General features: G+C 43.8%; 19 protein-coding genes and 2 pseudogenes. 11 read left to right on the forward strand and 10 right to left on the reverse strand.

Annotation, left to right across the window (positions count from 1 at the left end; translation table 11 throughout):
- The 4 genes from LQZ07_RS10615 to LQZ07_RS10630 all read left to right on the forward strand — a co-directional run bounded on the left by LQZ07_RS10615 (position 1) and on the right by LQZ07_RS10630 (position 3,070).
- Positions 1–417 carry a hypothetical protein gene (locus LQZ07_RS10615; RefSeq protein WP_152786430.1) on the forward strand — a complete coding sequence of 139 codons (417 nt, stop codon included), beginning with the start codon at positions 1–3 and terminating at the stop codon, positions 415–417.
- A gap of 8 nt (positions 418–425) precedes the next feature.
- A complete protein-coding gene (locus LQZ07_RS10620) occupies positions 426–830 on the forward strand; it encodes a phage tail assembly chaperone (RefSeq protein WP_152786432.1) in 405 nt (134 codons plus the stop codon).
- A 225-nt stretch (positions 831–1,055) separates the two neighbouring features.
- A complete protein-coding gene (locus LQZ07_RS10625) occupies positions 1,056–2,627 on the forward strand; it encodes an LXG domain-containing protein (RefSeq protein WP_249483634.1) in 1,572 nt (523 codons plus the stop codon).
- Entirely contained in the window at positions 2,627–3,070 is a 444-nt protein-coding gene (locus LQZ07_RS10630; RefSeq protein ID WP_152782170.1) for a GNAT family N-acetyltransferase, read from the forward strand. The genes LQZ07_RS10625 and LQZ07_RS10630 overlap by 1 nt, the downstream gene beginning before the upstream one ends.
- 249 nt (positions 3,071–3,319) lie before the next feature.
- Here LQZ07_RS10630 and LQZ07_RS10635 read toward each other — a convergent pair.
- Positions 3,320–3,478, reverse strand: a pseudogene (locus LQZ07_RS10635) (IS110 family transposase); the annotation flags it as partial.
- Between the two features lie 142 nt (positions 3,479–3,620).
- On the opposite strand from LQZ07_RS10635, the gene LQZ07_RS10640 reads away from it, so the two are divergent.
- From LQZ07_RS10640 to LQZ07_RS10655, 4 genes are all read left to right on the forward strand, one after another.
- Positions 3,621–5,216 carry an LA2681 family HEPN domain-containing protein gene (locus tag LQZ07_RS10640; RefSeq protein WP_152782172.1) on the forward strand — a complete coding sequence of 532 codons (1,596 nt, stop codon included), beginning with the start codon at positions 3,621–3,623 and terminating at the stop codon, positions 5,214–5,216.
- Positions 5,217–5,610: 394 nt separating this feature from the next.
- Complete coding sequence (locus LQZ07_RS10645) at positions 5,611–6,450, forward strand: class I SAM-dependent methyltransferase (protein ID WP_152782174.1); 840 nt, start codon at positions 5,611–5,613, stop codon at positions 6,448–6,450.
- Positions 6,451–6,930: 480 nt separating this feature from the next.
- The gene (locus tag LQZ07_RS10650) at positions 6,931–7,560 is read left to right on the forward strand and encodes a DUF6795 domain-containing protein (RefSeq protein ID WP_152782176.1); all 630 of its coding nucleotides are present in this window, start codon (positions 6,931–6,933) and stop codon (positions 7,558–7,560) included.
- Between the two features lie 11 nt (positions 7,561–7,571).
- A complete protein-coding gene (locus tag LQZ07_RS10655; RefSeq protein WP_152782178.1) occupies positions 7,572–8,729 on the forward strand; it encodes a lipase family protein in 1,158 nt (385 codons plus the stop codon).
- Positions 8,730–8,820: 91 nt separating this feature from the next.
- On the opposite strand, the gene LQZ07_RS10660 is transcribed toward LQZ07_RS10655, so the two are convergent.
- The 4 genes and pseudogenes from LQZ07_RS10660 to LQZ07_RS10675 form a co-directional block, all read right to left on the reverse strand.
- On the reverse strand, positions 8,821–9,123 hold the full coding sequence (locus LQZ07_RS10660; RefSeq protein WP_152782180.1) for a hypothetical protein: 303 nt from the start codon (positions 9,121–9,123) through the stop codon (positions 8,821–8,823).
- A 941-nt stretch (positions 9,124–10,064) separates the two neighbouring features.
- Positions 10,065–10,328: a hypothetical protein gene (locus tag LQZ07_RS10665; RefSeq protein WP_152782182.1), complete on the reverse strand. Its 264-nt coding sequence runs from the start codon at positions 10,326–10,328 to the stop codon at positions 10,065–10,067.
- A gap of 250 nt (positions 10,329–10,578) precedes the next feature.
- Complete coding sequence (locus tag LQZ07_RS10670) at positions 10,579–10,905, reverse strand: hypothetical protein (RefSeq protein WP_152782184.1); 327 nt, start codon at positions 10,903–10,905, stop codon at positions 10,579–10,581.
- 203 nt (positions 10,906–11,108) lie between these two features.
- Positions 11,109–11,900, reverse strand: a pseudogene (locus LQZ07_RS10675) (SDR family NAD(P)-dependent oxidoreductase).
- A 555-nt stretch (positions 11,901–12,455) separates the two neighbouring features.
- On the opposite strand from LQZ07_RS10675, the gene LQZ07_RS10680 reads away from it, so the two are divergent.
- Positions 12,456–12,887: a GNAT family N-acetyltransferase gene (locus LQZ07_RS10680; RefSeq protein ID WP_152782186.1), complete on the forward strand. Its 432-nt coding sequence runs from the start codon at positions 12,456–12,458 to the stop codon at positions 12,885–12,887.
- Between the two features lie 57 nt (positions 12,888–12,944).
- Here the strand turns inward: LQZ07_RS10680 and LQZ07_RS10685 are convergent, their stop codons facing one another.
- The 5 genes from LQZ07_RS10685 to LQZ07_RS10705 all read right to left on the reverse strand — a co-directional run bounded on the left by LQZ07_RS10685 (position 12,945) and on the right by LQZ07_RS10705 (position 18,830).
- Positions 12,945–13,430 (reverse strand): GNAT family N-acetyltransferase, encoded by a 486-nt coding sequence (locus tag LQZ07_RS10685; RefSeq protein WP_249483636.1) that lies wholly within the window; start codon positions 13,428–13,430, stop codon positions 12,945–12,947.
- A 42-nt stretch (positions 13,431–13,472) separates the two neighbouring features.
- On the reverse strand, positions 13,473–15,152 hold the full coding sequence (locus tag LQZ07_RS10690) for a bifunctional UDP-sugar hydrolase/5'-nucleotidase (RefSeq protein ID WP_152782188.1): 1,680 nt from the start codon (positions 15,150–15,152) through the stop codon (positions 13,473–13,475).
- 84 nt (positions 15,153–15,236) lie between these two features.
- A complete protein-coding gene (locus LQZ07_RS10695; protein WP_152782190.1) occupies positions 15,237–16,166 on the reverse strand; it encodes an ABC transporter permease in 930 nt (309 codons plus the stop codon).
- Positions 16,166–17,272 (reverse strand): ABC transporter permease, encoded by a 1,107-nt coding sequence (locus LQZ07_RS10700; RefSeq protein WP_152782192.1) that lies wholly within the window; start codon positions 17,270–17,272, stop codon positions 16,166–16,168. The genes LQZ07_RS10695 and LQZ07_RS10700 overlap by 1 nt, the downstream gene beginning before the upstream one ends.
- On the reverse strand, positions 17,265–18,830 hold the full coding sequence (locus LQZ07_RS10705; RefSeq protein ID WP_227981346.1) for an ABC transporter ATP-binding protein: 1,566 nt from the start codon (positions 18,828–18,830) through the stop codon (positions 17,265–17,267). The genes LQZ07_RS10700 and LQZ07_RS10705 overlap by 8 nt, the downstream gene beginning before the upstream one ends.
- A 262-nt stretch (positions 18,831–19,092) precedes the next feature.
- Here LQZ07_RS10705 and LQZ07_RS10710 point away from each other — a divergent pair, with 262 nt between their 5' ends.
- Both LQZ07_RS10710 and LQZ07_RS10715 read left to right on the forward strand, forming a co-directional pair.
- On the forward strand, positions 19,093–19,722 hold the full coding sequence (locus LQZ07_RS10710; protein WP_016400609.1) for a TetR/AcrR family transcriptional regulator: 630 nt from the start codon (positions 19,093–19,095) through the stop codon (positions 19,720–19,722).
- Between the two features lie 74 nt (positions 19,723–19,796).
- Positions 19,797–21,209, forward strand: coding sequence for an 8-oxoguanine deaminase (locus LQZ07_RS10715; RefSeq protein WP_152782194.1), 1,413 nt, complete (start codon positions 19,797–19,799; stop codon positions 21,207–21,209).

The raw sequence follows: 21,209 nt of genomic DNA on the forward strand, positions 1-21,209 counted from the left end.
ATGTCAGTTTTAGTGCGTAATTACAACCAAGCACTAACGGTTGTAATTGTAGATTTAATCCCGCAAGTCGGGCTTTTTGAGGGCGATCCTATTCGCCTTATTCCCAACGAGGAAGGCTCAGCCATTACCACTGGCACTTATGAGTCAACCACGTCATTTTCTACTGACCAATCCGGACAACTTGAGGTTGACTATAAGCCAGGCTCTGCAAGCCTTATTCAGTTAAAAACACTTTGGCGAAACCAGAAGACATTTCGTGCAAAGACGTTTTCTATTCAATTGGTGACCGGTGTTGGTGAGCCCGTATCTCTGCAAGGGTGTTCAATCCAAAGCATTGGTCAGAGCACCACAGGTGGCAAGGTTCAGCAAGTCAAAACCGTTATTTTTAATATCGAAAAAATCACTGAAACCATTTAGGAGTGGGAATGGCTAAGTTTGAAGAGAAGACGATCAACAAACAGCGATATAAAATTATGTTGCTACCTCCAATGCAGCAATCACTTTTTGCTGCCAAGGTGGCGCAGGCATTGGCCCCCATCGTTGCTAGTGGTGAGCTGGGGCTTGAAGGCATCAAAGACTTTGCCAAAGACACAAAAAACCAAGAGTCAATGGATAAGCTTATTGGTGTTTTGGCGGATTCAATACCAAAGGTTGATGCTGAAAAGCTTCACAGCTTAGCCAAGGAAGCCATTCATGGAAAAGTCTGGGCTGGTCAGGTAATGCTTGGTGATGAAGATGAACTAAACAAACACTTAGAAGAACACCCAAAGAATACCTTTCAATTAATCATCTGGGCCATCAGCGCCAACGTCAAAGTTTTTTTCGGATAACCCGCGAGCCGCTTATATACAGTGGTAGGCGACCGCAAGGCGTACCCATTCCAGATAGCTGGAACGCCGTTTACCTTATCGGGCGTGTTGTAACAGCGGGCTTAGCGACCTATCGAGATATCCAAGATTGGAAGTACACCTGGCAGGAAATCTACGACATGCACGACATGTTAGAGCTGCAAGACTGGATAAGCTGGGAGCAGCATGTAATAGCGAGTAGAGAACATGATCGTCGATGAGTTGATAACCTTACTCGGCCTTAAAAGCGACCCTAGCGTAAAGCGAGAGTCAGAGGGCTTTAATAAATCCATGCGCGGCATGGAAGATAGTGCTAAAAAGCTTGCCGCTGGCATTGTGGTTGCTCAGGGTCTTATAAGCGCATTTGTTCTTAGCTTTGCAGCTTCTGCTGATGAGGCGGGAAAATTTGCAGACCAGAACAACATCACTTACGAGTCACTGCAAGAGCTAGAGTTTGCAATGGAGCGTGTTGGTGGCTCTAGTGCTGAGCTGCGCGGTGACATATCCAAATTAGCTGAAGAATTTGGCAATCTTGGGCCTGCCGACAAAATGCTAGAAGATTTGGCCGAGCGTATGGAAGGGCTTAGCCGAACCGAACAGCTGCAGTTAGGTAAACAGCTGGGGCTATCTCAAGGAACGCTGCGTCTGATTGCGGAAGGTCGTGATGGCATTGCTGCACTTAGAGAGGAAGCACGCGCATTAGGCGGCGTACTGTCCGAGGAAACCAAAAAGGATGCTGCCGCTTTTCAAGATGGACTTTATAATTTAAAAAAAGCCGCGCTTGGTGTGGCTTTTGCTATTGCAGCTGGACTGCTGCCAGAGCTTAGCGCAGTAACAAATGGCATGACTGATTTTATTGTTGCTAACAAGGAAATCATTGCCAGCAGTGTTGAACAAGTTGTGCGCGGCATTGCTATGGGTTTTGGCATTGTCAGCGATGTTATCGGCTTCTTATTGGGCTTGCTGCCGGAGTTTACTGGCGAACTTGATGCCACTAGAGCGATTGCCTTGGTGGTTGTCGGCGCGTTAGGCATTTTAACCAAGGTGGCCATTGCTGCAGCGCTGCCATTTGTCAAAATTGGGCTGGTCCTTGCCGCGCTTATTCTCATTATTGAAGATTTATGGGCTCTGTTTACTGGTGGGCAGTCGGTTATAGGAAACTTGGCCAGCCAGTTTGCTGAAAAATTCCCTGCCATTGCTAAGGTGGTAGAAGAGACGATTGCTTTCATCAGTGGCATTTTGGGAGAAATTAAATGGGGTGAGCTTTGGAATGAGTTAGTCGAACAAGCCAAGCGACAACTTGAGTTTCTAAAGAACATTTTTACCTCTGTTTTTCAATTTATTGAAGACTTGTTTTCAGGAAAAGGGCTATCTGAGGCAGCCAAGAACTTTGGTAACAATATTGGCACGGCTTTTAAAGATGCTTTTGGAAAATGGATCGCTCTTGCTGAAGTATTCTTGTCGGACATGGTTAAAAAGATTGTCGACTTTGACATTGGTGGAAAAATTAAGTCCTTTTGGGACTTCGGTAGCGATAAAGCATTAGAGCAAGCCATTGATGGTATGGCGCAAGTAGCACAGCAAACAAATCAGGCTGCGCCGGTGGCAGGCGTTCCCGCAACAACCATCACCAACACCAATAACCAAGCTGCAGATAATCGCCAGCTAAATGTGACAGTTAATGGAGTTGGGGACTCGGTAGCGGTTGGCAGAGAAGTGGTTAACCGCACAGGCTTTAGTCAAACGGCGCTTGGCGCTGAGCCATTAGGGGGCGGTTGATGGCCACAGCGATATTCAAAGGCGGAGAAATTCAAGAGTACTTAGCAGATGTTGTAACCAGTGAAGATCACAATCAAATTATTGCATGTGGTTTTGGATATAGCCGAATAATGTCTCAAGGTAAAGTTAGCTTCAATGCAGGAATCATTGGTTGCATAGCGGTAAATAGGGGATATAGGGGGTTGGGTTTGTGTAAAAAAATGATGCAAAAACTCGATTCTTATATGGTATCAAGCGGGGCAATTTGCTCATTTCTTTTTGCTTATGAACCAAAAGTTTATCTGAGTTCTGGCTATGTAAATTTACTTGCGCCAATTCACTACTTTGACAAGCAGTTGCAAGTTTGGAATACGTTTATATATCGAGGTGGTATGGTTAAGTTAAATGGTTTAAAGCAATTGTCCGATACGCAAGCAATTGAGTTTAAGGGCTGTATTTACTGAAATACCATATAAAGTCACATAACAGGGGCGTTAATACTGAGTATGCCGAGCTTGGGTTTAGCCAAAGCATCACAGCTGAAATTACTTTCCTATCTCATTCCTGACCAACAACGAGCTCGCTATCGTGGCTAGCTCAGTTCTGCCCCAAAGTTTGTTACGCTTCTAAATACGTTACAGGTAGCCAGCTAGTTTTTATATACAAAAAGCAATGTGTTGCGAAACGCAAGAGCTGACCCCATGACCCTTTATAGATTGGAACTGCTTGGTAAGTTTTGTAATCGCTGCTTTAGCACTAGAAATGTGGCCATAGTGAACTGGATTAGCAGCATATTGGTCTTCAATATAAGCGACTTCCACAAACTCTTTATGAGTATCTAACCCAATGAAAAGTATGCTATGTTGATTCATGCTAGCCTCTGCTGGTTAGTTATTTGACAAACTAATTATGGCTCTGGTTTTTAGCTAACCCACGAAGATGTGAAGACTAGCACCGTGTGGGAGTCATTATGTCTATACGCAATTTTGATTACGGATAAAAATGGGATGTTTGATGGTTGGAGATCCATTTGTAGAAAAGCATCGAGCTATTTATGCTTTACTTGATGTCGGTGACTTTTCCAAAGCTTTTACCAAAGCTCAAGAATTACTTAAAACTATCGAAGCCTCGAATGGTAATGATAATGCTGAGTATTATTTAAAGCTTTTTAATTTGGCTGGCTCGTTCATTGATATTGGGTCAATGAAAGCTGACATTGAGATAGTGACCATTGGCTACAAGCTAATGAACGATCATCAATCGAAAATGTTAGAGCTAATACCTGATAGTGATTTCTATTATAACTTTGCAAATGCCAAGTCGGGTATGATCTCTGAACCAAACCCGTTTAATCATACATTTGAAACTATTGAAGAGCTTGTCCTGCTAAAGCATTTGTATTGGAAAGCGCTAAAAGCAACAGTTACTACTAAAAATGAATCTCCTTATGAGTTAATTGTCAATTTAGCGAACTCGCTAAAGCGTCAATTCCGCCTTGTCGAAGCTCTCAGGTTGTTTGATAAAGCATTAAGTCTAAATTCTCAGTGTACTCAAGCATGGGTAAATCGTAGCGAAACATTATTGATGTTAAACACAATTACATCGACCCTTTCATTACAAATGCTTGATCAGATTGTGTCAGGGTATAGGGAAGCAAGTAAAGGGACCGAAATTCCTGACTATTGGGCTAACTATTATCTGGATTTGGCGCAATCTCACCAAAAGAAAATTGATGAGATTTGTTTAAAAGAGAATATCACTAGAAGTAATGAAGATCGTCATGAAACAGAGGCTGAGTTTAATGAACTTAGCGATTATAGAAAGTACTGTCTTGAAAATCATTTGTCTCTTTCTGAACACGGTTTGTATTGTCATTGCGCTGGAAGCTCAAGGGATAACTTAACAATACCGAATGTTGGCGGAGTAGCTGGGGACTTTATAGTTCCAATGGAAATGGTTTTAAATCGGTTAAAGTCTGAATTCTCTTTTGCAAGAAAACTCTATTATGACTATCTAACTCAAGAACAAGATGAAGACTTACTGCATGAGTCTTGCTTTTCCGAATTATTTAATGATGAGCTGCTAGGTGTGGACGTAGAGAAGCTCAGGACATCATTTAGATTGTGCTTTGGTATTCTTGATAAAATTGGAGTCGCTGTATGCGAGTTGTTTGATTTGTATCCATCAAATGGGAATGTCTCATTTCAAAGCTTTTGGCAGCTTGACCGTGATAAAAGGCGAGAGAAGTTTGAAGCAGTTAGATCCCCTGGACTATTGGCTTTGTATAGTATTGCTAGCGATCTTAATGATCGTAAAGACGGTGAGTGGGCGTTCTTCAAAGCATGGCGCAACGATTTGGAACACAAGTTTGTCGTAGTCCATAAAGGAGACAAACCAAATGATTTATATAACTCTTACCGTTTTGTCGATGATATGGCTTTTATTAAAGAATCTGATTTTATCAATTCTCTCGAACACATGCTGCAAATCACTAGATCTGCGATCTTTTCTTTCACGTTGATGGTACGACATGAAGGGACAAGAGAAGTAGATGGCAACACGATAATGTTACCACAGAGCATGTATAGGCAAGACTTCAACGATTGGTAAATTGCGTATAACAACGACCATGGCGGACATTTAGTCGCTTGTGATTGAAGTTTTGCTTATCTGAAAAGCTAAATTAAATAAAACGCTAACTCGAAAGTGCCCCATTCCGTGTTTGCTACGGTACCGATGCAAACAGTTAAGAGCATATTTGGATAATGTTTTCTAATCTGAATGTGCTTACTAACCACTTTTCTTTCCTCAACAACACTCCATGTTGTTTGCAATGACGATAGCTGATACTTTGTCAGCGGTTTCAATTCATCACTAAGGAGGCATCAGCAATGATTCATTCTCAACAAGCTATTTCTACCAAGCGTCCTTACGGCATTTCAAAGACATAACCTAAGCCGAAAGTAAGGACGACAAACCTAATTTATTGTCGGAATTACAAAAAATGTTCAAAAGAATCGAAGAGGCTTGTGCAAAGCCTATTGTTTGGTCTACTTATACTGCTGATGTATTGTGGACTGATAGTCATATCGCAAAGCAGATGCTGGCGTTTCACCTAAACCCTGATCTTAACCTTGCATCTCGCACCGCTGAGTTTATTGATGCGTCTGTGGATTGGTTGGTTTCTGAGTTCAATCTGAATGCAGAATCTAAAGCCATAGACTTCGGTTGCGGTCCTGGCCTTTATACTCAGCGCCTAAAATCTAAAGGCGTAGGCACTGTTGTTGGTCTAGATTTCTCACAAAACTCCCTTGAGTACGCTAAAGAGCAGGCCAAGGAATCAAAACTTGATATCGAATATCACTACGGGAACTATCTTGAATACAGTGACGTTCGCAAGTTCGATTTGATCACACTAGTGATGTGTGACCTTTGCGCCCTAAATCCAGATCAGCGTGCGACCCTATTAGGTATGTTCAAATCCCTACTAGGGCCTAATGGCTCCATCGCTCTGGATGTCTACACTACGACTCGCTTTGCCGCGCAAACAGACTCTAGAAACCTCGAGAAAAACGCCATGGGCGGTTTTTGGAGCGCAGAAGATTATTGGTGCCTGCAATCGAGCTTCAAATACGAACCTGAGATGGTGACTCTAGATAAATACGTCATCTTCGAGGATACGCGCGAGTGGATCGTATATAACTGGCTACAGCACTTCGACTTGGAAATGCTAGCCAGTGAACTAGAGCCACTTGGTTTAGAGATTAAAGCTAAATATGGCGATCTCAAAGGTAGTCCATTTGCAGATGGTGACGAGATGGCACTGGTCATTAGTCACAAATAACTACAACTAAGTGGGGCGAGCAATCGCCCCACTTTTCTACCTAGCGAAAGGCCAAACTTAACCCCTCAACTCAACAACTAAATAATGGTTCAGTGAAGTGTTTAAGTGCGTTTGGCTAGGCAGATATAGACTGGTCGAATTGTTGTAGTGGTCAAGTAGAATTGGCCACAGATTTGTATGTTTCCCAGCAAAGCTTCTCTGCTGTGGATGAGTGAATTTACCTACCTAATCGGAAGTTTTTCAATACCCAAAGTAATCCGTAAAATGCTAATTTAGCAATTTCACTGACTCAGAAATGTCTAACAACGAGTTAGCTATCGTGGCTAGCTCAGTTCTTCCTCAAGGCGAGTCAGAGTCATTCAGCTTTTGTGTAATCCTTTTCTGGCGACCCCTTAAAGTCTTATTGACAATAAAGACAACATAAAATAGCATCTTCATCCACTTATTCTTGAAATATCAACGACATTGGAAGTGCTTCACTTGATATGGATAAAACGCTCGCTATTTGGTTCTGTTAAGAAGACAGTTTGGTTAGGCTTTCTAGTTATTCTCGGTTTAGTCATTTTTCAGCATAAAGAGGTTCAAGCTGTGTTCGGTATTGGAATTATTAAACAAGACGTAGAAATGTCCCCTGAAATTAAAGGGCGCTTAACAGAAAATGGTAAACCTATTGTTGGAGCGACCATTGCTCGAACCATTGTTTATGAAGGTTACAAAAAAGGGCAAGAACAACTTCAGCATACTGTTACAGATGATGAAGGCCGTTTTTCTTTTCCGAAGATGACAGTTAAATCTCGTTACCCTAAAGATATATTCGGTCAAAATGCCTTAGTTGGAATGGGTGTGTATTACGAAAATAAAGATACTCTCTATCAGATTTGGCATAGTTCAAGTAGCTGGCAAGCACTTCGTGCACCCATTCCTGATTTATTACTTCAGCTTGATTGCGACTTAAACAACAAAAAAATTACTTATGTTATCGACACTACAGACCTAAATTCAGAACAATATAAAGTTGAACAGTTAGCATCGTCAATCTGCTATTTCATCAATGATAAAGCTACGGCGTACTTAAACGATGAAGTAATAAATTCGTTTGATGATATTTAAAGGATTAATAAATGTCTGCAATATCCCCCTCTATTGCATCTAAATTGGCGCTATTATCATACCAATCGGAGCAATATAAAAAAGGCCAAGAGTTTACTATTAGCCCAGAAATAAGAAAACACTTCGACTTCAACCTTACTGATGGAATTATTCAAGGCACCTCTGGAGGTTTATTCTGGCGCAAACAAACCGGCTTTGTGCTTTTGGGAAAAGGCAAAAGTCAGCAGTATAAAAACGATCATGTGATTGCAATCCGTGGCACCGCTAACAAAGCTGATGGCGTCACCGATATTAGCTCTCATACTACAGGTAGTGACTCTGGCAGTACTGTGCATATTGGTTTTCAACGCAGTTTTGCTTCTTTTAAACCTGAGCTAGCCAGTTACTTGCGTCAAGTTAAAACTAGTGGCAGTGGCATCATTCATTGTGTAGGTCATAGTCTGGGCGGGGCCTTAGCTGGGCTTACTGCCGATTGGATTAAAGCGAGGTCAGAGTTCAAAGGTAAGGTGTATTTGTATACCTTTGGCGCGCCGCGAGTAGGGCGAAATGGTTTCGCTACAGCAACTACTGGACGAGTAGATAAGATATTTCGTTGTGTGCATGGTGCGGACCCTGTTCCTAAGGTGCCTATTTGGCCATTTTATCATGCTCCCATAACAGGAGAGGAATACTTATTAGAGCGTACTCAAGATATTCGTCTTTCTGCGCATTCAATGACTTCAGGTCCTGGTTACGTTAATACAGCAAACCACCACTCGTGGGATAACATTTACGACCAAACAGTACCGAATCTTCGTAAACGAGTGGTGCTTAATTATCAAAATCGATTACAAACAACTTGGTCTGCAGGTTGGGCAGACAAAATTGGTGCAGCTATCGTAACCTTGCTGGTTGATGGTGGTTTTGCTGCAACTGTAGGCATGCTGCAAACTGGCGGTGCAATTATTGGTACGGTGTATGACATCATGGCCAAGTCTGTTGCTAGTATCGCTAAGATGAGCGCTGGACTTCAAGAACGAGTAAAAGGCTTGTTAGGCTGTATGCTGGTTTACGCAGGCAAAGGCGCAAATTACGCTATTAAATATACAGAGCAGTTTATTCGTTGGGTGTTTAACATCACCATTGCTAGAATCTACGATGCTGCAAGGCAAGCTCTAAAACAACAATAAGTAAAGTGATAAAAAAGTAATATCTACAAGTATGCCTATTAAGCCCGCGCTTGGCGGGCTTTACTAAGCAAAATACTACCGATTACTAGGGTTAGTAGTAAGTGCCCCTAATTGTTCCCATTGTGCTTCTACCGTGTGGATTAACCTCCCCTGTTCCCGAAACAACAACATACTGTGTTTCGCCCAAAATAGGCCTCAACCTTCGTTCTAAAACATCATATACCCTATTTGTAAATCCTGAACACTTATTGAATGGGTAAGGACGAAACAATTCTCCAGGATGGGCAAGTATTACCACCCTAATCTGTTCCAACTCAAATATTTGCCTAGATAGTTCAATTCCACTGACCAAGTTTGATTCTTCCATTTCACTGACGCGGTTTAATTCTTCCATTTATATTACCCTTATGCTGATGGTTTTTTAGCGGTTGCGTGTAGATAAATCGACTGCAATACCGACTCTAAATACAGGGTTATTATCGGGTTTTATGGTGGTTTAATTGTATTATTACCGTATCCTTATGGGTGGTCGTGGTTTTAATTTCCCCCCATTGTGGGGGCGATGGGGGCGATGGGGCGCGGTCTGAGAGTCTTTCGATTGATTGTTTTACTTTATCGTGCCTAGGCTCAACAAGTTGGGATATATCTAGACTATGCATAGACAGGTTATGGGTTAGATTGGCCATTTAAGACCTCTTATTTTTTCTCAAGTTAACCCTAAATCTGAACGGGAGTCAGGAGGTTGAGAACGGTTAGGAGCCGCGGACTTATTCTCCGAAGGTATTTTATTCGTCGCCCTCCCCACATAGATGATTAATCTTGGTCGAGCGTATGCCAAATTACAGGCATAAAAAAGCCAACGCTAACGGGGCTGGTTGGGCCGTCCTAAGAGGTTCTCACGCCTCAAAAAGAAAGCTGACCGATTTGGTTGGGTTTGTCAATTAATCTACTTTGTCTAACTTTTTGTGTGAACTTGTTAGTTCATCAAAGTCAGATTTCTTTATTAGCACTAATTCCTCATGACCGTAGCGTGTAACTATTACTGGGCCTTTGTAACATGCGTGGTTTAAGGTGAGCGCCCATAAATTTTGTTTCATTTCTGATGTTGATACTTTCATTGCTGTCCTTATAACTAGAATTGTGATTTTACAGGCTACCGCCAGCTGGTGAAGTATGCACCTGTGCTTATGTATCACTAGTGTAAGAGTGTTTTCTGTGGACATAAAAAAGGCCAGCACATAGCTAGCTTTTCTATTTTAGGGGCGTGGAATTAAATCAAGCAGCTATTTGTCTTTTAGCGTAGGCTAATTCTGTTGTATGATTTGGTTGATCATTTTACGACTCTTTCTCGGCCAAGATTAGGTACCCTGCACCAAATGTCCACAAACCAAAAGTGATCAATAGGGTTAAAGTTTGAAGCATAGCGATAAACATATTGCTTGTTTTGTGAGGTTGAATATGTGTTGCCTTCCACCCCTGGTCATTTAGATCTTTAACTTCTTCATCAAGAGCGCGGCGGGGGTTAGTTGTAAGCATTCCAATTAATCCACCTGCTAGTGAAATTCGACTTACTTTGTTCCTATAGGTTTTTTGACTCATTACATTGCCTTATTTTGCAAAATTGCAACTAAGTACCATAATTCCTTTTCTTCAAATACTCATTGGTGCGCATGTATCACTAGTGTACAAGTGCTGTTGTTTGACCCAAATAATGGGACAAAAATGGGGCAAAACTTTTCAAAATGGGACAAAAATGGGACAGCTTTGTTTGTTTATTGAGCAGGTTGTGCGCGTTTGAATATGTCCCGAGGCCTTTGTTTATGCGGTTTCTATTGAATTTTAAGGCTTTTTAAAAAAGGGGGCAGCTTTGTTTGCCAATAAAGCGGCTGGCTGTGGCGTAACTGTCACGCTCAGCATTTTGGGAACCCGCATAAAAGCCATCTAATTGGCCTCGCTGGGTCATTGATTGGGCTCTCGCCCAAGGCAAAAAGTCGATGCTATATTCCACGCCCATGCTCTCTAATGCGCAGACCACCACTTTATCGAAGGGGCCTGCGGGCTTTCCATCTTGTGGCCAGGTATAAGGGGGACGATCTTGAGTGCCCAAGTGAATGGCTTGAAAAGCTAAACTGGGCAGGGATATAAAAACTAGGCTAAAGAGAATGTTGCGTATCATGAGGAACCATTTGTATTAACTATTACCTCAAAAGCATAGTGCAGCTCGGTGAGCTTTTCATAAATTTTAAGCGGGTAGGCAGCGACTTAAATTTAAGTTCTTTAGACTGCTTTGTTATGGATATTAGCCACCAAGTTTCTCAGGGGTTAAAAAGCAAACGCCACTGTATTAGTGGCGTTTTAAAGGCGCTTAAGCTGCTTGAATTATTGGATGAGTGTTTCAATTAACTCAACAACTTGGCCAGACTTCTGGGCGTTTAGCGCATCGGGGTGGGGTGAGGCAAATTGGCCGATGTCGTTGTCAAAATATAGGCCGGCAGCATCATTAAACTCTTCCGACAAGCTGGCTCTTACTAGTATATCTGCACCAATGCTTAAATCACCGCCAGCAATACCATAAGCGTCTTTCACCATTTTGCTGCCTAGTAGCGATTTAGGGTTAACCGATACGACTATTGGGCCACTGTCTTTTAGCGCTAAGCCCAATTCGCGAGACCACATGGTAAGTGCGAGCTTGCTTTGCGCATAAGCAGAGTTGTCACTAAGCTGGCGATTGCCTTTTAGCGCGTCTAAATCTACTGTGGCTTGGGCTGCAGATGATAGGTTCACAACACGACCACTTTTACCCATTAAAGGCAGTAGCGCTTTGGTGAGCTTGTATGGGGCTAGGGTGTTTACTATAAAGCGTAAATCTTGCCCTTGAGCATTGCGCGGCTCGGGGATGTTAAATACTCCGGCATTGTTAATCACTACATCTAAACTGCTGTACTTGCTCGCTACTTGTTTGGCTAGCTCATCAACTTACTCAAGCTTGGATAGGTCGGCTACAAAGGTATCTACTTGTGCACTATTCACGCTTAATTGATTTTTAACAGACTCGAGTTTGGCTGGGTTACGGCCATGAAGCAGCACCTTATGACCCTGCTCTAGCAATTGCTTGGCGGTAACTAAACCAATGCCGTCGGTTGCACCAGTAATTAAAATGGTTTTGCTCATGTGCTTGATACCTATCTTAAAATTGAAAGCCTAAAAGCGAATGCCTTAAGTTGTTTTAAATAGTAGATGTTGAACCTAGCAACTACAACGGCTGTTAGTGAGAAACAGTTTTTAGATTTTGTTAATAATTACCTAGGGTTTGTTGATCTTTGGTGTTGAAATTTTGTTCGAGATAAGCGGGCTTTAATCGCGGCGAGCACTTAGAAGCCTAGTGGGCTAAGCAAGAAGTGCTGAACAAAGAGTAAAGTTCGTTTATCCGAACCCTTTGGGCAGCATTTATTAGCCATTTATTCAGCGTTAGCGAGTGATGATTAAGCCCACTTAACTGCACACTCACTGCCTTGCATAAATGGCTAATAAATTGCTGCAAAAACCATCAGAAAAGATCGACAGACCCTAGTTAAATAAACCACTAACAAGCGCTGGTGGTGACCATCTATCAAAAGATTTTCAAGTATATGCAGATGAACTTAGCTTACTTGCATAACCGAGAGCGTTACACTTACTCGCTGAATTAATAGTGGTGTTGGTTCAGTTTAAAGCAGGGGGAGAGTAATGGCTAAATTTGAGTTTTCGACAGGGGCATTAGCACCGATGCTTAACTCCGCCTTGGCTGCAGGGTTTGAAGAGCATAGTCAATCACAAGACGCGCCGGCGTATCACAAGCAGCGTTTAAATTGGACGCTGCAAAATGCAGAGGGAAAACTTATTGCCGCGCTTACCGCAGACTTACTCTGGGATTGGTTATACATAGACGAGCTGTGGGTGGATGATAGCTGCCGCGGCCAAGGCATGGGCCAGCAGCTAATGCAGCAAGCCGAAGACTATGCCAGAGACAAAAGCCTGAGTGGTTTATGGTTATGGACCCAAAGCTGGCAAGCACCCGCGTTTTATGAGCGCTTAGGGTTTCGCGAGTTTACCCGTTTCGACAACTTTCCTACTGGGCACAGCAGAATAGGTTTAAGAAAGGCAATTGCTAAAGATTAAGCTACTAAAAAACCTGCAAGGTTTAAGCAGGCAGATTATGGGTGTCTCAATCCAGCTTTAATCACTTAATTGTTTGTGCATGATTAAGCTGTCTACATAACCTAACTTGGGGTGTAAGTAGGCCTTTGGAATGGTGCCAATAGTTGCAAAGCCGAGTTTGTGCCAAAGCGCAATAGCAACGGTATTAGTGGCAACTACAGAGTTAAACTGCATCGCTTTAAAACCGAGTTCTAAGGCAATATCTTGAGAGTGTTCACACAGTTTACGCGCAATGCCTTTACCACGTGCTGCTTCGCTTACCATATAGCCACAGTTACAAATATGTTTGCTGGGACCCATGGCATTGGGTTTGATGTAATAAGCCCCGAGAATTTGCTGGTTGTGTTCAAACACAAAGCTTTTTAGCGGCAACTCGCACCAAAGCTGAAAGGCTTGTTGTTCGCTCATGTCTGGCTCAAAAGCGTAACTTTGCTGCGCCTGTATTACCGCCTTAAAGCTTGGCCAAAATGCACTAAAGTCGGCTTGGGTCATGGCTCTAATCACTGGCGTTTTCCTTTTCACTTAGTCAATTTAGTACGATTGGTATTAAACCAAATATTGTTTGCTACTGGCAAAGGCAACAAAGCTGTCGCTCATGCTGAGCTCTAAATCGTGATGTTCCCAGCTGTTTAACAATGCGTCGTAGCCTTCTTTTCCTGCCAAGGTGTAGGCAGAAGACACTCCACGATAAACTCGCTGTGGCTGCAAAGCTTGCCAGCCTTGCTCATCTTCAAGTTTTATTTGGCTAACGCGCTGGCCCGGAGGCTTGTGGGCTTGGTAGCTATAACGCAGTTTGTAAAAGTAGGGAAAGCTGCCATCTCCAGTGCCCATTAAGCCGTTGTTAGTGGCATTGTTAATGGCACCTTCAATGGCCATGGCTAAATCTTCGCCCTTAATTAAATAACTCATTAAGGTTATTTCGAAGGGCAGCAAACGACCGCAAATATCTGCTTTACTCAACGGGCCTGCTTTTAGCGATACGCGAACGCCGCCAGCATTGTGCAAGGCAAAATCGGTTGGAAGCTTGGCAGCAGAAGCTTGGTAAAACCCTTGGCAAATCAGCGGCGCAATTTCACTGCCATTGGGTAGTTCTTTATTAGGCATTCTACTATGGCGTAAAGGCTGGCTGAGCATGGTCACTAGTTGGCTTTTCATTTGTTCAACCACTGGACGATATTGTTGATTGATGATCTCGCTGATTTGCTGATCATCAGAGCACTTTAATAGCCCTGGTGCGGTAGCCAAATAGTCGCTAATGAGACGGCGAGTTTCATTGCAAACTATCTGCCCGTTTTGTTTGGCTTGCCAGTTATCATCGATAAGAAACTGGGTCCCGCCTTCAAGCTCAATAACCTTGCCATTCTTATCAAAGTGTAAGCAGCTTAAACCTATGGATTCTGCATGTTTACCAGCTTGCAGTATTAAGCACTCATTCTGCCATTGTCCGTTATTTCCGGTACTTGCTAGCCCCAAATGGTCAAATTCACCGGTTAATGTGTGTGAGTGGCCACCAACAATCACACTTATGCCAGTTACGGCTTTGGCTAAGGCAATGTCGCCGTCATAGCCCAAATGGCTAAGTATGACGATGTGATTTATACCCTGTTGCTTTAAGTGCTTAACCGTGGCTTGGGTAGTTTTTATGGCGTTCAAAAAATGGCAGTCGGCATCGGGGCAACCAATGTTGTGCATCTGGTCGTGAGTGATGCCTACAATGGCTAATTGCTGGTCGCCTAAGGGCTTAAGCAGATAGTTAGCAATGGCCAGCTCGTTGTTGTAGTAATACAGATTGTTATGGGGTGCTAAAGGTAAATGCTTTTGCTGATCTTCGTGGCTTAAATCCATGTTGCCAGCAAGGCAGGGGAAGTTAACCTGATCAACAAATTTAGACACCGGAGCGTTGCCAAGATCAAACTCATGATTGCCGATGGTCATGGCATCTACCGACATCAAATTGAGTAAATGAGCGTTAGCTTCACCTTTAAACTGACTAAAATACAAACTGCCTTGAAAGCTATCGCCAGCGTGTAAAAACAGGCTTGAGCTATTATTTTGTGTTGCCAAGGCGTGGTGTTGTTTTACCGCTGTAGCTAACCTTGCATACCCGCCGCAGTATGCGTCTACTTGGTAAACCTCTTGGTTTATTGTCACTTCAAAATGAACCAAAGTAGGTTCAAAATGAGAGTGGGTATCGTTGATGTGAGCAAGGTACAGCGAATAAGTCATGACTACTCCAAACTAGCGGGCAAGCATAATACGTTAGTTTGCTGGCTAGCTTGAAGTATTTGCTTCAATAATTTGGCCTGCTTATTAATGACGGCGAGCGTCAAAGGGTTTCGCTAGGCTCATTGGAGCAGCTAGTTTCTGGCGAATTGGGTTGGCACTAATCATAACCATTACCACAATAGTTGCCACGTAAGGCATCATTGCTAGCAAGTTAGGCGATATGGTAAAGCCTATGCCTTGCATCACTAAGTGCAAAATAGAGGCTGCTCCAAACAGGTAAGCGCCTACCATTAAATAACCTACACGCCATGAGGCAAACACCACTAACGATAACGCAATCCAGCCGCGGCCGGCAGTCATGTTTTCCATCCACATTGGGGTATAAGAAAGCGACATATAAGCGCCAGCTAAACCTGCCATTGCGCCGCCAAACAGCACCGCAATATAACGAACTTTTATTACCTTAATGCCAAGAGCATTAGCCGAATAGGGGTTCTCGCCAACGGCGCGCAAGGTTAAGCCTGCGCGGGTTTTATTCACAACCCACCAAGTTACTGCCACTAAAGCAAAACTGCCATAAACCAAAATGTCATGCTGAAATAGCAAAGCCCCAAGCATCGGAATATCACTTAACAAAGGAATTGAAATCGCCTTAAAGCCGTTAATTGTAGAGCCAACCAAGCTTGCACCTAAGAAAGCACTTAAGCCGGTGCCAAAAATGGTTAGTGCTAGGCCAGTTGCCACTTGGTTGGTATTAAGGTTTAACGAGAGTAGCCCAAATATGCCTGCCATTAACATGCCTGCAATCACCGCTAGCAATAAACCTAAGGCTAAGTTGCCAGTAAAGTAGGCACCGGCAAAGCCTGCCATGGCGCCCATTAACATCATGCCTTCTTGGCCTAAGTTCAGTACGCCTGATTTTTCACAAATTAGCTCGCCTAGCGCTACTAATAACAAGGGTGTTCCGGTTTTAATTGCTGCTACCAATATTTGTTGCAGTAGTTCCATGTCCATTATGCAGCTCCTTGCTTAGCACTAGATGAAGAGGGTTGCGCTACGCCCGCGCTGGGCTGCCAGACTATTTTGTAATGAATGAGAAAGTCACAAGCGAGTAAGAAAAACAGCAATACACCCTGGAATAATCCAGTGATGGCAGTGGGCATACCTAGTTCTATTTGGGCTAAATCGCTGCCCATGTATAAAGTACCCATGAAGAATGCGGCGAAAATAATGCCAAAAGGATTTAGCCTGCCAAGATAGGCCACAATAATGGCGGCGTAACCATAACCTGGAGAGACTTGTGGGATGAGCTGACCAATTGGGCCTGTCACTTCTGCCACACCAGCAAAACCTGCCAGTGCGCCGGCGCTTAGCATTACGCTCCACACAATAAACTTGCTGCTGTAACCTGCGTAACGTGCAGCAGGTTGGTCGGAGCCAAATACTCGCAGCTGAAAACCAGGTAAGGTGCGATACAAAATGATCCCAGAGCCAATAGCAAATACCACTGCCAAGAGAATACTAATGGAGGCGCGACCATCCTCCATTATGGTAGGCAGCAATACACTGTCGGCAAAAATGGCTGACTCTGGGAAACCAAATCCGTCTGGGTCAATTAAGGGACCATGCACGCCCCACAGCAGCAAATACAAGCCAATGTAGTTGAGCATGATGGTGGTAAGAATAAGGTTGGTATGAAATAGCTGATGCAGCAGCGTGGGGATGGCCACCCAAAGCATGCCAGCTAATGCCCCAGCAGCGAGGGTAACCAGTAACCACCCATAGCCACTTTGCTCATTGGCTTGCAGCGCAAAATAGCTGCCCACCAATGCGCCAACCAGCAACTGGCCCTCTGCGCCAATGTTCCAAATATTGGCTTTGTAACACAAGGCTAAACCTGTGGCACAAAGCAGTAACGGAGTGGTTTTCACCATTAACTCGCCTAGGTTGTAGCTATCACTAAGCGGGTCGATGATAAACACTTTAAAGGCGGTGGCTGGGTTTATATCTAGGGCCCAAAACATCACGCTAGACACCAACATGGTGAGAACAATAGCGATGAGTGGAGAGAGCCAAGACATTAACTTTGAAGACTCTAAACGGGCTTGAGTTTTAAGCATACGCTTGACCTCCTTGCTCGCTTTCATTGTGGACAAATCCACCGGCAATCCATTTGCCAATTTCTTCGATATTGGTTTGCTCGGTATGCACCGCCTCAGAAAGTTGCCCCTCATATAAGGCGGCAATGCGATCGGAGATCATAAACAGTTCATCGATATCCTCAGACACCACCAAAATAGCAGCACCTTTATCGCGAAGTTCAATCAGTTGGCGATGAATTGCGCTGGCTGCGCCAATGTCTACGCCCCAGGTGGGGTGAGCACAAATCAAAATTTCTGGATTTTGGTCTACTTCTCTACCAATAATAAATTTTTGTAGGTTGCCGCCCGACAAGCTCTTAGCTTGGGCGTGGGCGTTATGACATTTAACGTCATTTCGATGAATAATCGTTTTGGCGAGTTCCACCACTTTGTGCGGCAAAATTAGCCCTTTGCTTACCAAGCCTTTGCGCGCGCTGGTAAGCAAGGTATTGTCGGCCAAACTCATCTCTGGCACCGCCCCTTGGCCTAAACGGTCGGTGGGTACATAGCTCATACCTAGCAAGCGGCGCTCGCCAGCATGTAATTTACCCACTTTGCGTTTACCAATTAAAATGCTGTCGGCTGCCGCGCGAGTATCTTCGCCGCTAAGTGCTTCAAGTAAATCTTCTTGACCATTACCAGCAACCCCGGCAATGCCCAAAATTTCGCCGCGATGCAGACTTAAGTTCACCTTATTTAGGCCTGTGCCGAAGGGATTGGTGGGTGGCACGCTTAAATTACTCACTACCATTAACTCGTCTGAGCCAATGCGTTTTTGGTAGCGTTCCGATAGTTGGGTGTCGCTACCTACCATCATGCCAGCAATTGATTCTGGCGTTTCTTGTGAAGGAATACATTCTCCACTCACTTTACCGCCACGTAATATAACTGCGCGATCACACAGCTCGGTGACTTCTTTTAGCTTGTGGCTAATAAACAAAATACTGCAGCCTTGGCTAGCCAAGGTGCGTAATACTTTAAACAAACCGGCCACTTCTTGCGGGGTGAGTACCGAAGTGGGCTCATCTAAAATCAGTAGTTTTACGTCTTGTATTAAGCAGCGCAAAATTTCAAGCCGTTGGCGTTCACCAATGCTTAGGTTATGCACGTAACGGTCGGGTTCAACCTTTAGCTCGTAGGCATTGCTTAGCTCAATGATTTTTTCTCGTAGCGCTGCGGCATCTTTAACTACACCAGCATCTAAGCTTAACGCTATGTTCTCTTGCACGGTGAGAGTTTCAAATACCGAGAAATGCTGAAATACCATGCCAATGCCCATGGCTCTGGCCATGTTAGGCGAGCGTATTAATTGCTCTTTCCCTTTCCATAGTAGGCCGCCTTCGTCGGGCTGAATCACTCCGTAAATCATTTTGACCAGGGTGGATTTCCCTGCGCCATTTTCACCTAGTAGCGCCAAGATTTCTCCTTCGGCTAAGTCTAGGCTTACTTTGTCGTTGGCTATTACGCCTGGGTAGCGTTTTGTCACTCGCCATAACGACAACAAGCTTTGCTCTGGTTTCATTTTGCGTCCATTCATTTATGCATTCTATCCGCTTGGCTGGTCTTACTGCATAAATCTGACCAACTGTTCAAGTTAAGCGCTGTAGCTAATAAGTTGCAATTGTTGGTTTTTTGTTGTGCTTTGATGGTGCGAAGTATGGCAAGTTTTGGCGCGTTATGGTGCGTTTATCGCTATTTTTAGTAAAGCAAACTTAGTGCTAGTGATTTATAAATTAATCATTAATAATACTTTGGTATAAAGTTTCAGCATTAAAGTTCAACAGGGAGAGTGGGTTAGCATGGCTAAAGCTACGGCAGGTCAAAGTGGCGCAATTAGAAAAAAGAATGAACGGCTTATTCTTAAAGCGGCAACCAATGAATTTGTGAAACACGGTTACCAAGGCACTTCCTTACAAGCCATTGCCGATAGAGCCGAGTTGCCCAAGGCTAACATCCTGTATTACTTTAAATCCAAACAAGGCCTATACAAAACCTTGCTCGAAGATATTGTAGATATGTGGAACGATGCCTTTGAAAATACCACCGCTAACGATGACCCCGAGCAAGCAATTAGTGCTTATATTCGCTCTAAAATGCGTTACAGCCGCAGCCACCCTAAAAGCTCTCGGATCTTTGCTATGGAAATTATCCAAGGTGCTCCTAACCTAAAGGGAAACTTACAATTTCCTGTTGTAGATTGGACTAAAAACAAGTGTAGCTTGATTCAAGCTTGGGTAGACCAAGGAAAAATTGCAGCAATAGAGCCTTTATATCTATTGTTTTTGATTTGGGGTGCTACTCAATTTTACGCCGATTTTGATACCGAAATTAGAATGATTAACGGTAAAACCTTAAGTGCAGAAGAGTTTGCCAAAGCCGAACAAAACGTGATTGATATAGTTATTCGCGGGATTGGCTTAAAAAGCTAAAGCAAAAAGCTGAGTGCTTGGTCAGATTTTTGCTTATGCTTTTGTTACTACGCTAACAGGACAAGCACTAAGTAATGTCGCCACTCTCTAATCAAGCTCAAACTGGTTTAGCTCTACCAGCAAGCCAAACACTTTGGATTAAAAATCCTTTAGCCGTTTTTAGCGGAGCTATCAGCGGCCCCGATGCTGAGCGCGATTTGCGTGGTGGCATTGTGATTCAAGGAAGCCAAATAATTGAATGTATTGCAGCAGGGCAGCAGCCGGTTGCGGCAGTAGACCAACAGCTCGACGCCAGTGATATGGTGTTGCTGCCTGGCTTAATTAATACTCATCACCACTTTTATCAAACCCTTACGCGCTGCTTACCGGCTGCAATTAATCAGCCGCTATTTCCTTGGTTACAAACGCTTTACCCAGTATGGGCTGGCCTTACTGCTAAGCACATCGAGGTTGCTACAGAGATTGCTTGTTGGGAGCTAATGTTGAGCGGCGCGACAACGGTGGCCGATCATCACTATGTATTTAATCATGCCTTAAGCGAGGCGATAGATATTCAAGCCGAGGTAGTAGGGCGCTTGGGAGTGCGGGCAACCTTAACCCGCGGCAGTATGAGTTTGTCACAAAAAGACGGCGGCTTGCCGCCAGACTCTGTGGTGCAAACCGAGCAGCAAATTCTTGATGATAGCCTGCGTTTAATTAAGCGCTATCACAATGCTGAAGAAGGCAGCATGCTTAACTTGGCGCTTGCGCCATGCTCACCTTTTTCGGTGACCGAATCGCTAATGTGCGACACCGCTACTTTAGCCAAAGAGCAAGGTGTACGACTGCATACTCACCTTGGTGAAACCATTGATGAAAACGACTTTTGTTTGAGAACGCTAGGCATGCGACCGGTAGACTATTTGGAGCATTGCGGGTGGCTAGGACCACAAACGTGGTTAGCGCATGGCATTCATTTCGACAAAACTGAAATTCAACGTTTAGGTGCTGCACAAGTTGGAATAGCACATTGCCCAACGTCTAACATGGTATTGGCATCGGGGATTTGCCCAACTTTAGACTTAGCCAAAGCCGGTTGTAAGCTAGGCATGGCGGTAGATGGCTCAGCCTCTAACGATAGCTCTAATATGATTCAAGAGTTACGCCATTCATTAATGCAGCAGCGCTTGCGTTATCGCGCCGATCAAATCACTCACCAGCAAGTGCTTAATTGGGCAACACAAGGCAGCGCTGCGGTATTGGGGCGTAATGATATTGGCGTTTTGGCGCCAGGTAAGCAGGCAGACATTGGTTTGTATAAGCTAGATGGCCTTAATTTTTCGGGTGCTCACGACCCATTAGCCGCTTTGATTTTATGTGGTGCAAGCCAAGTGAGCAAACTGATGGTAGCGGGTAAGTGGATTATTGAAGACGCCGATGAAACCCGCGCCCAGCTAGAACAACTAAAATTACAGCATCACCAATTAGCCATTCAATTGGTGAACTAA

Origin of the sequence: Agarivorans sp. B2Z047 (assembly GCF_023373605.1) — a bacterium.
Taxonomy (GTDB): domain Bacteria; phylum Pseudomonadota; class Gammaproteobacteria; order Enterobacterales; family Celerinatantimonadaceae; genus Agarivorans; species Agarivorans albus.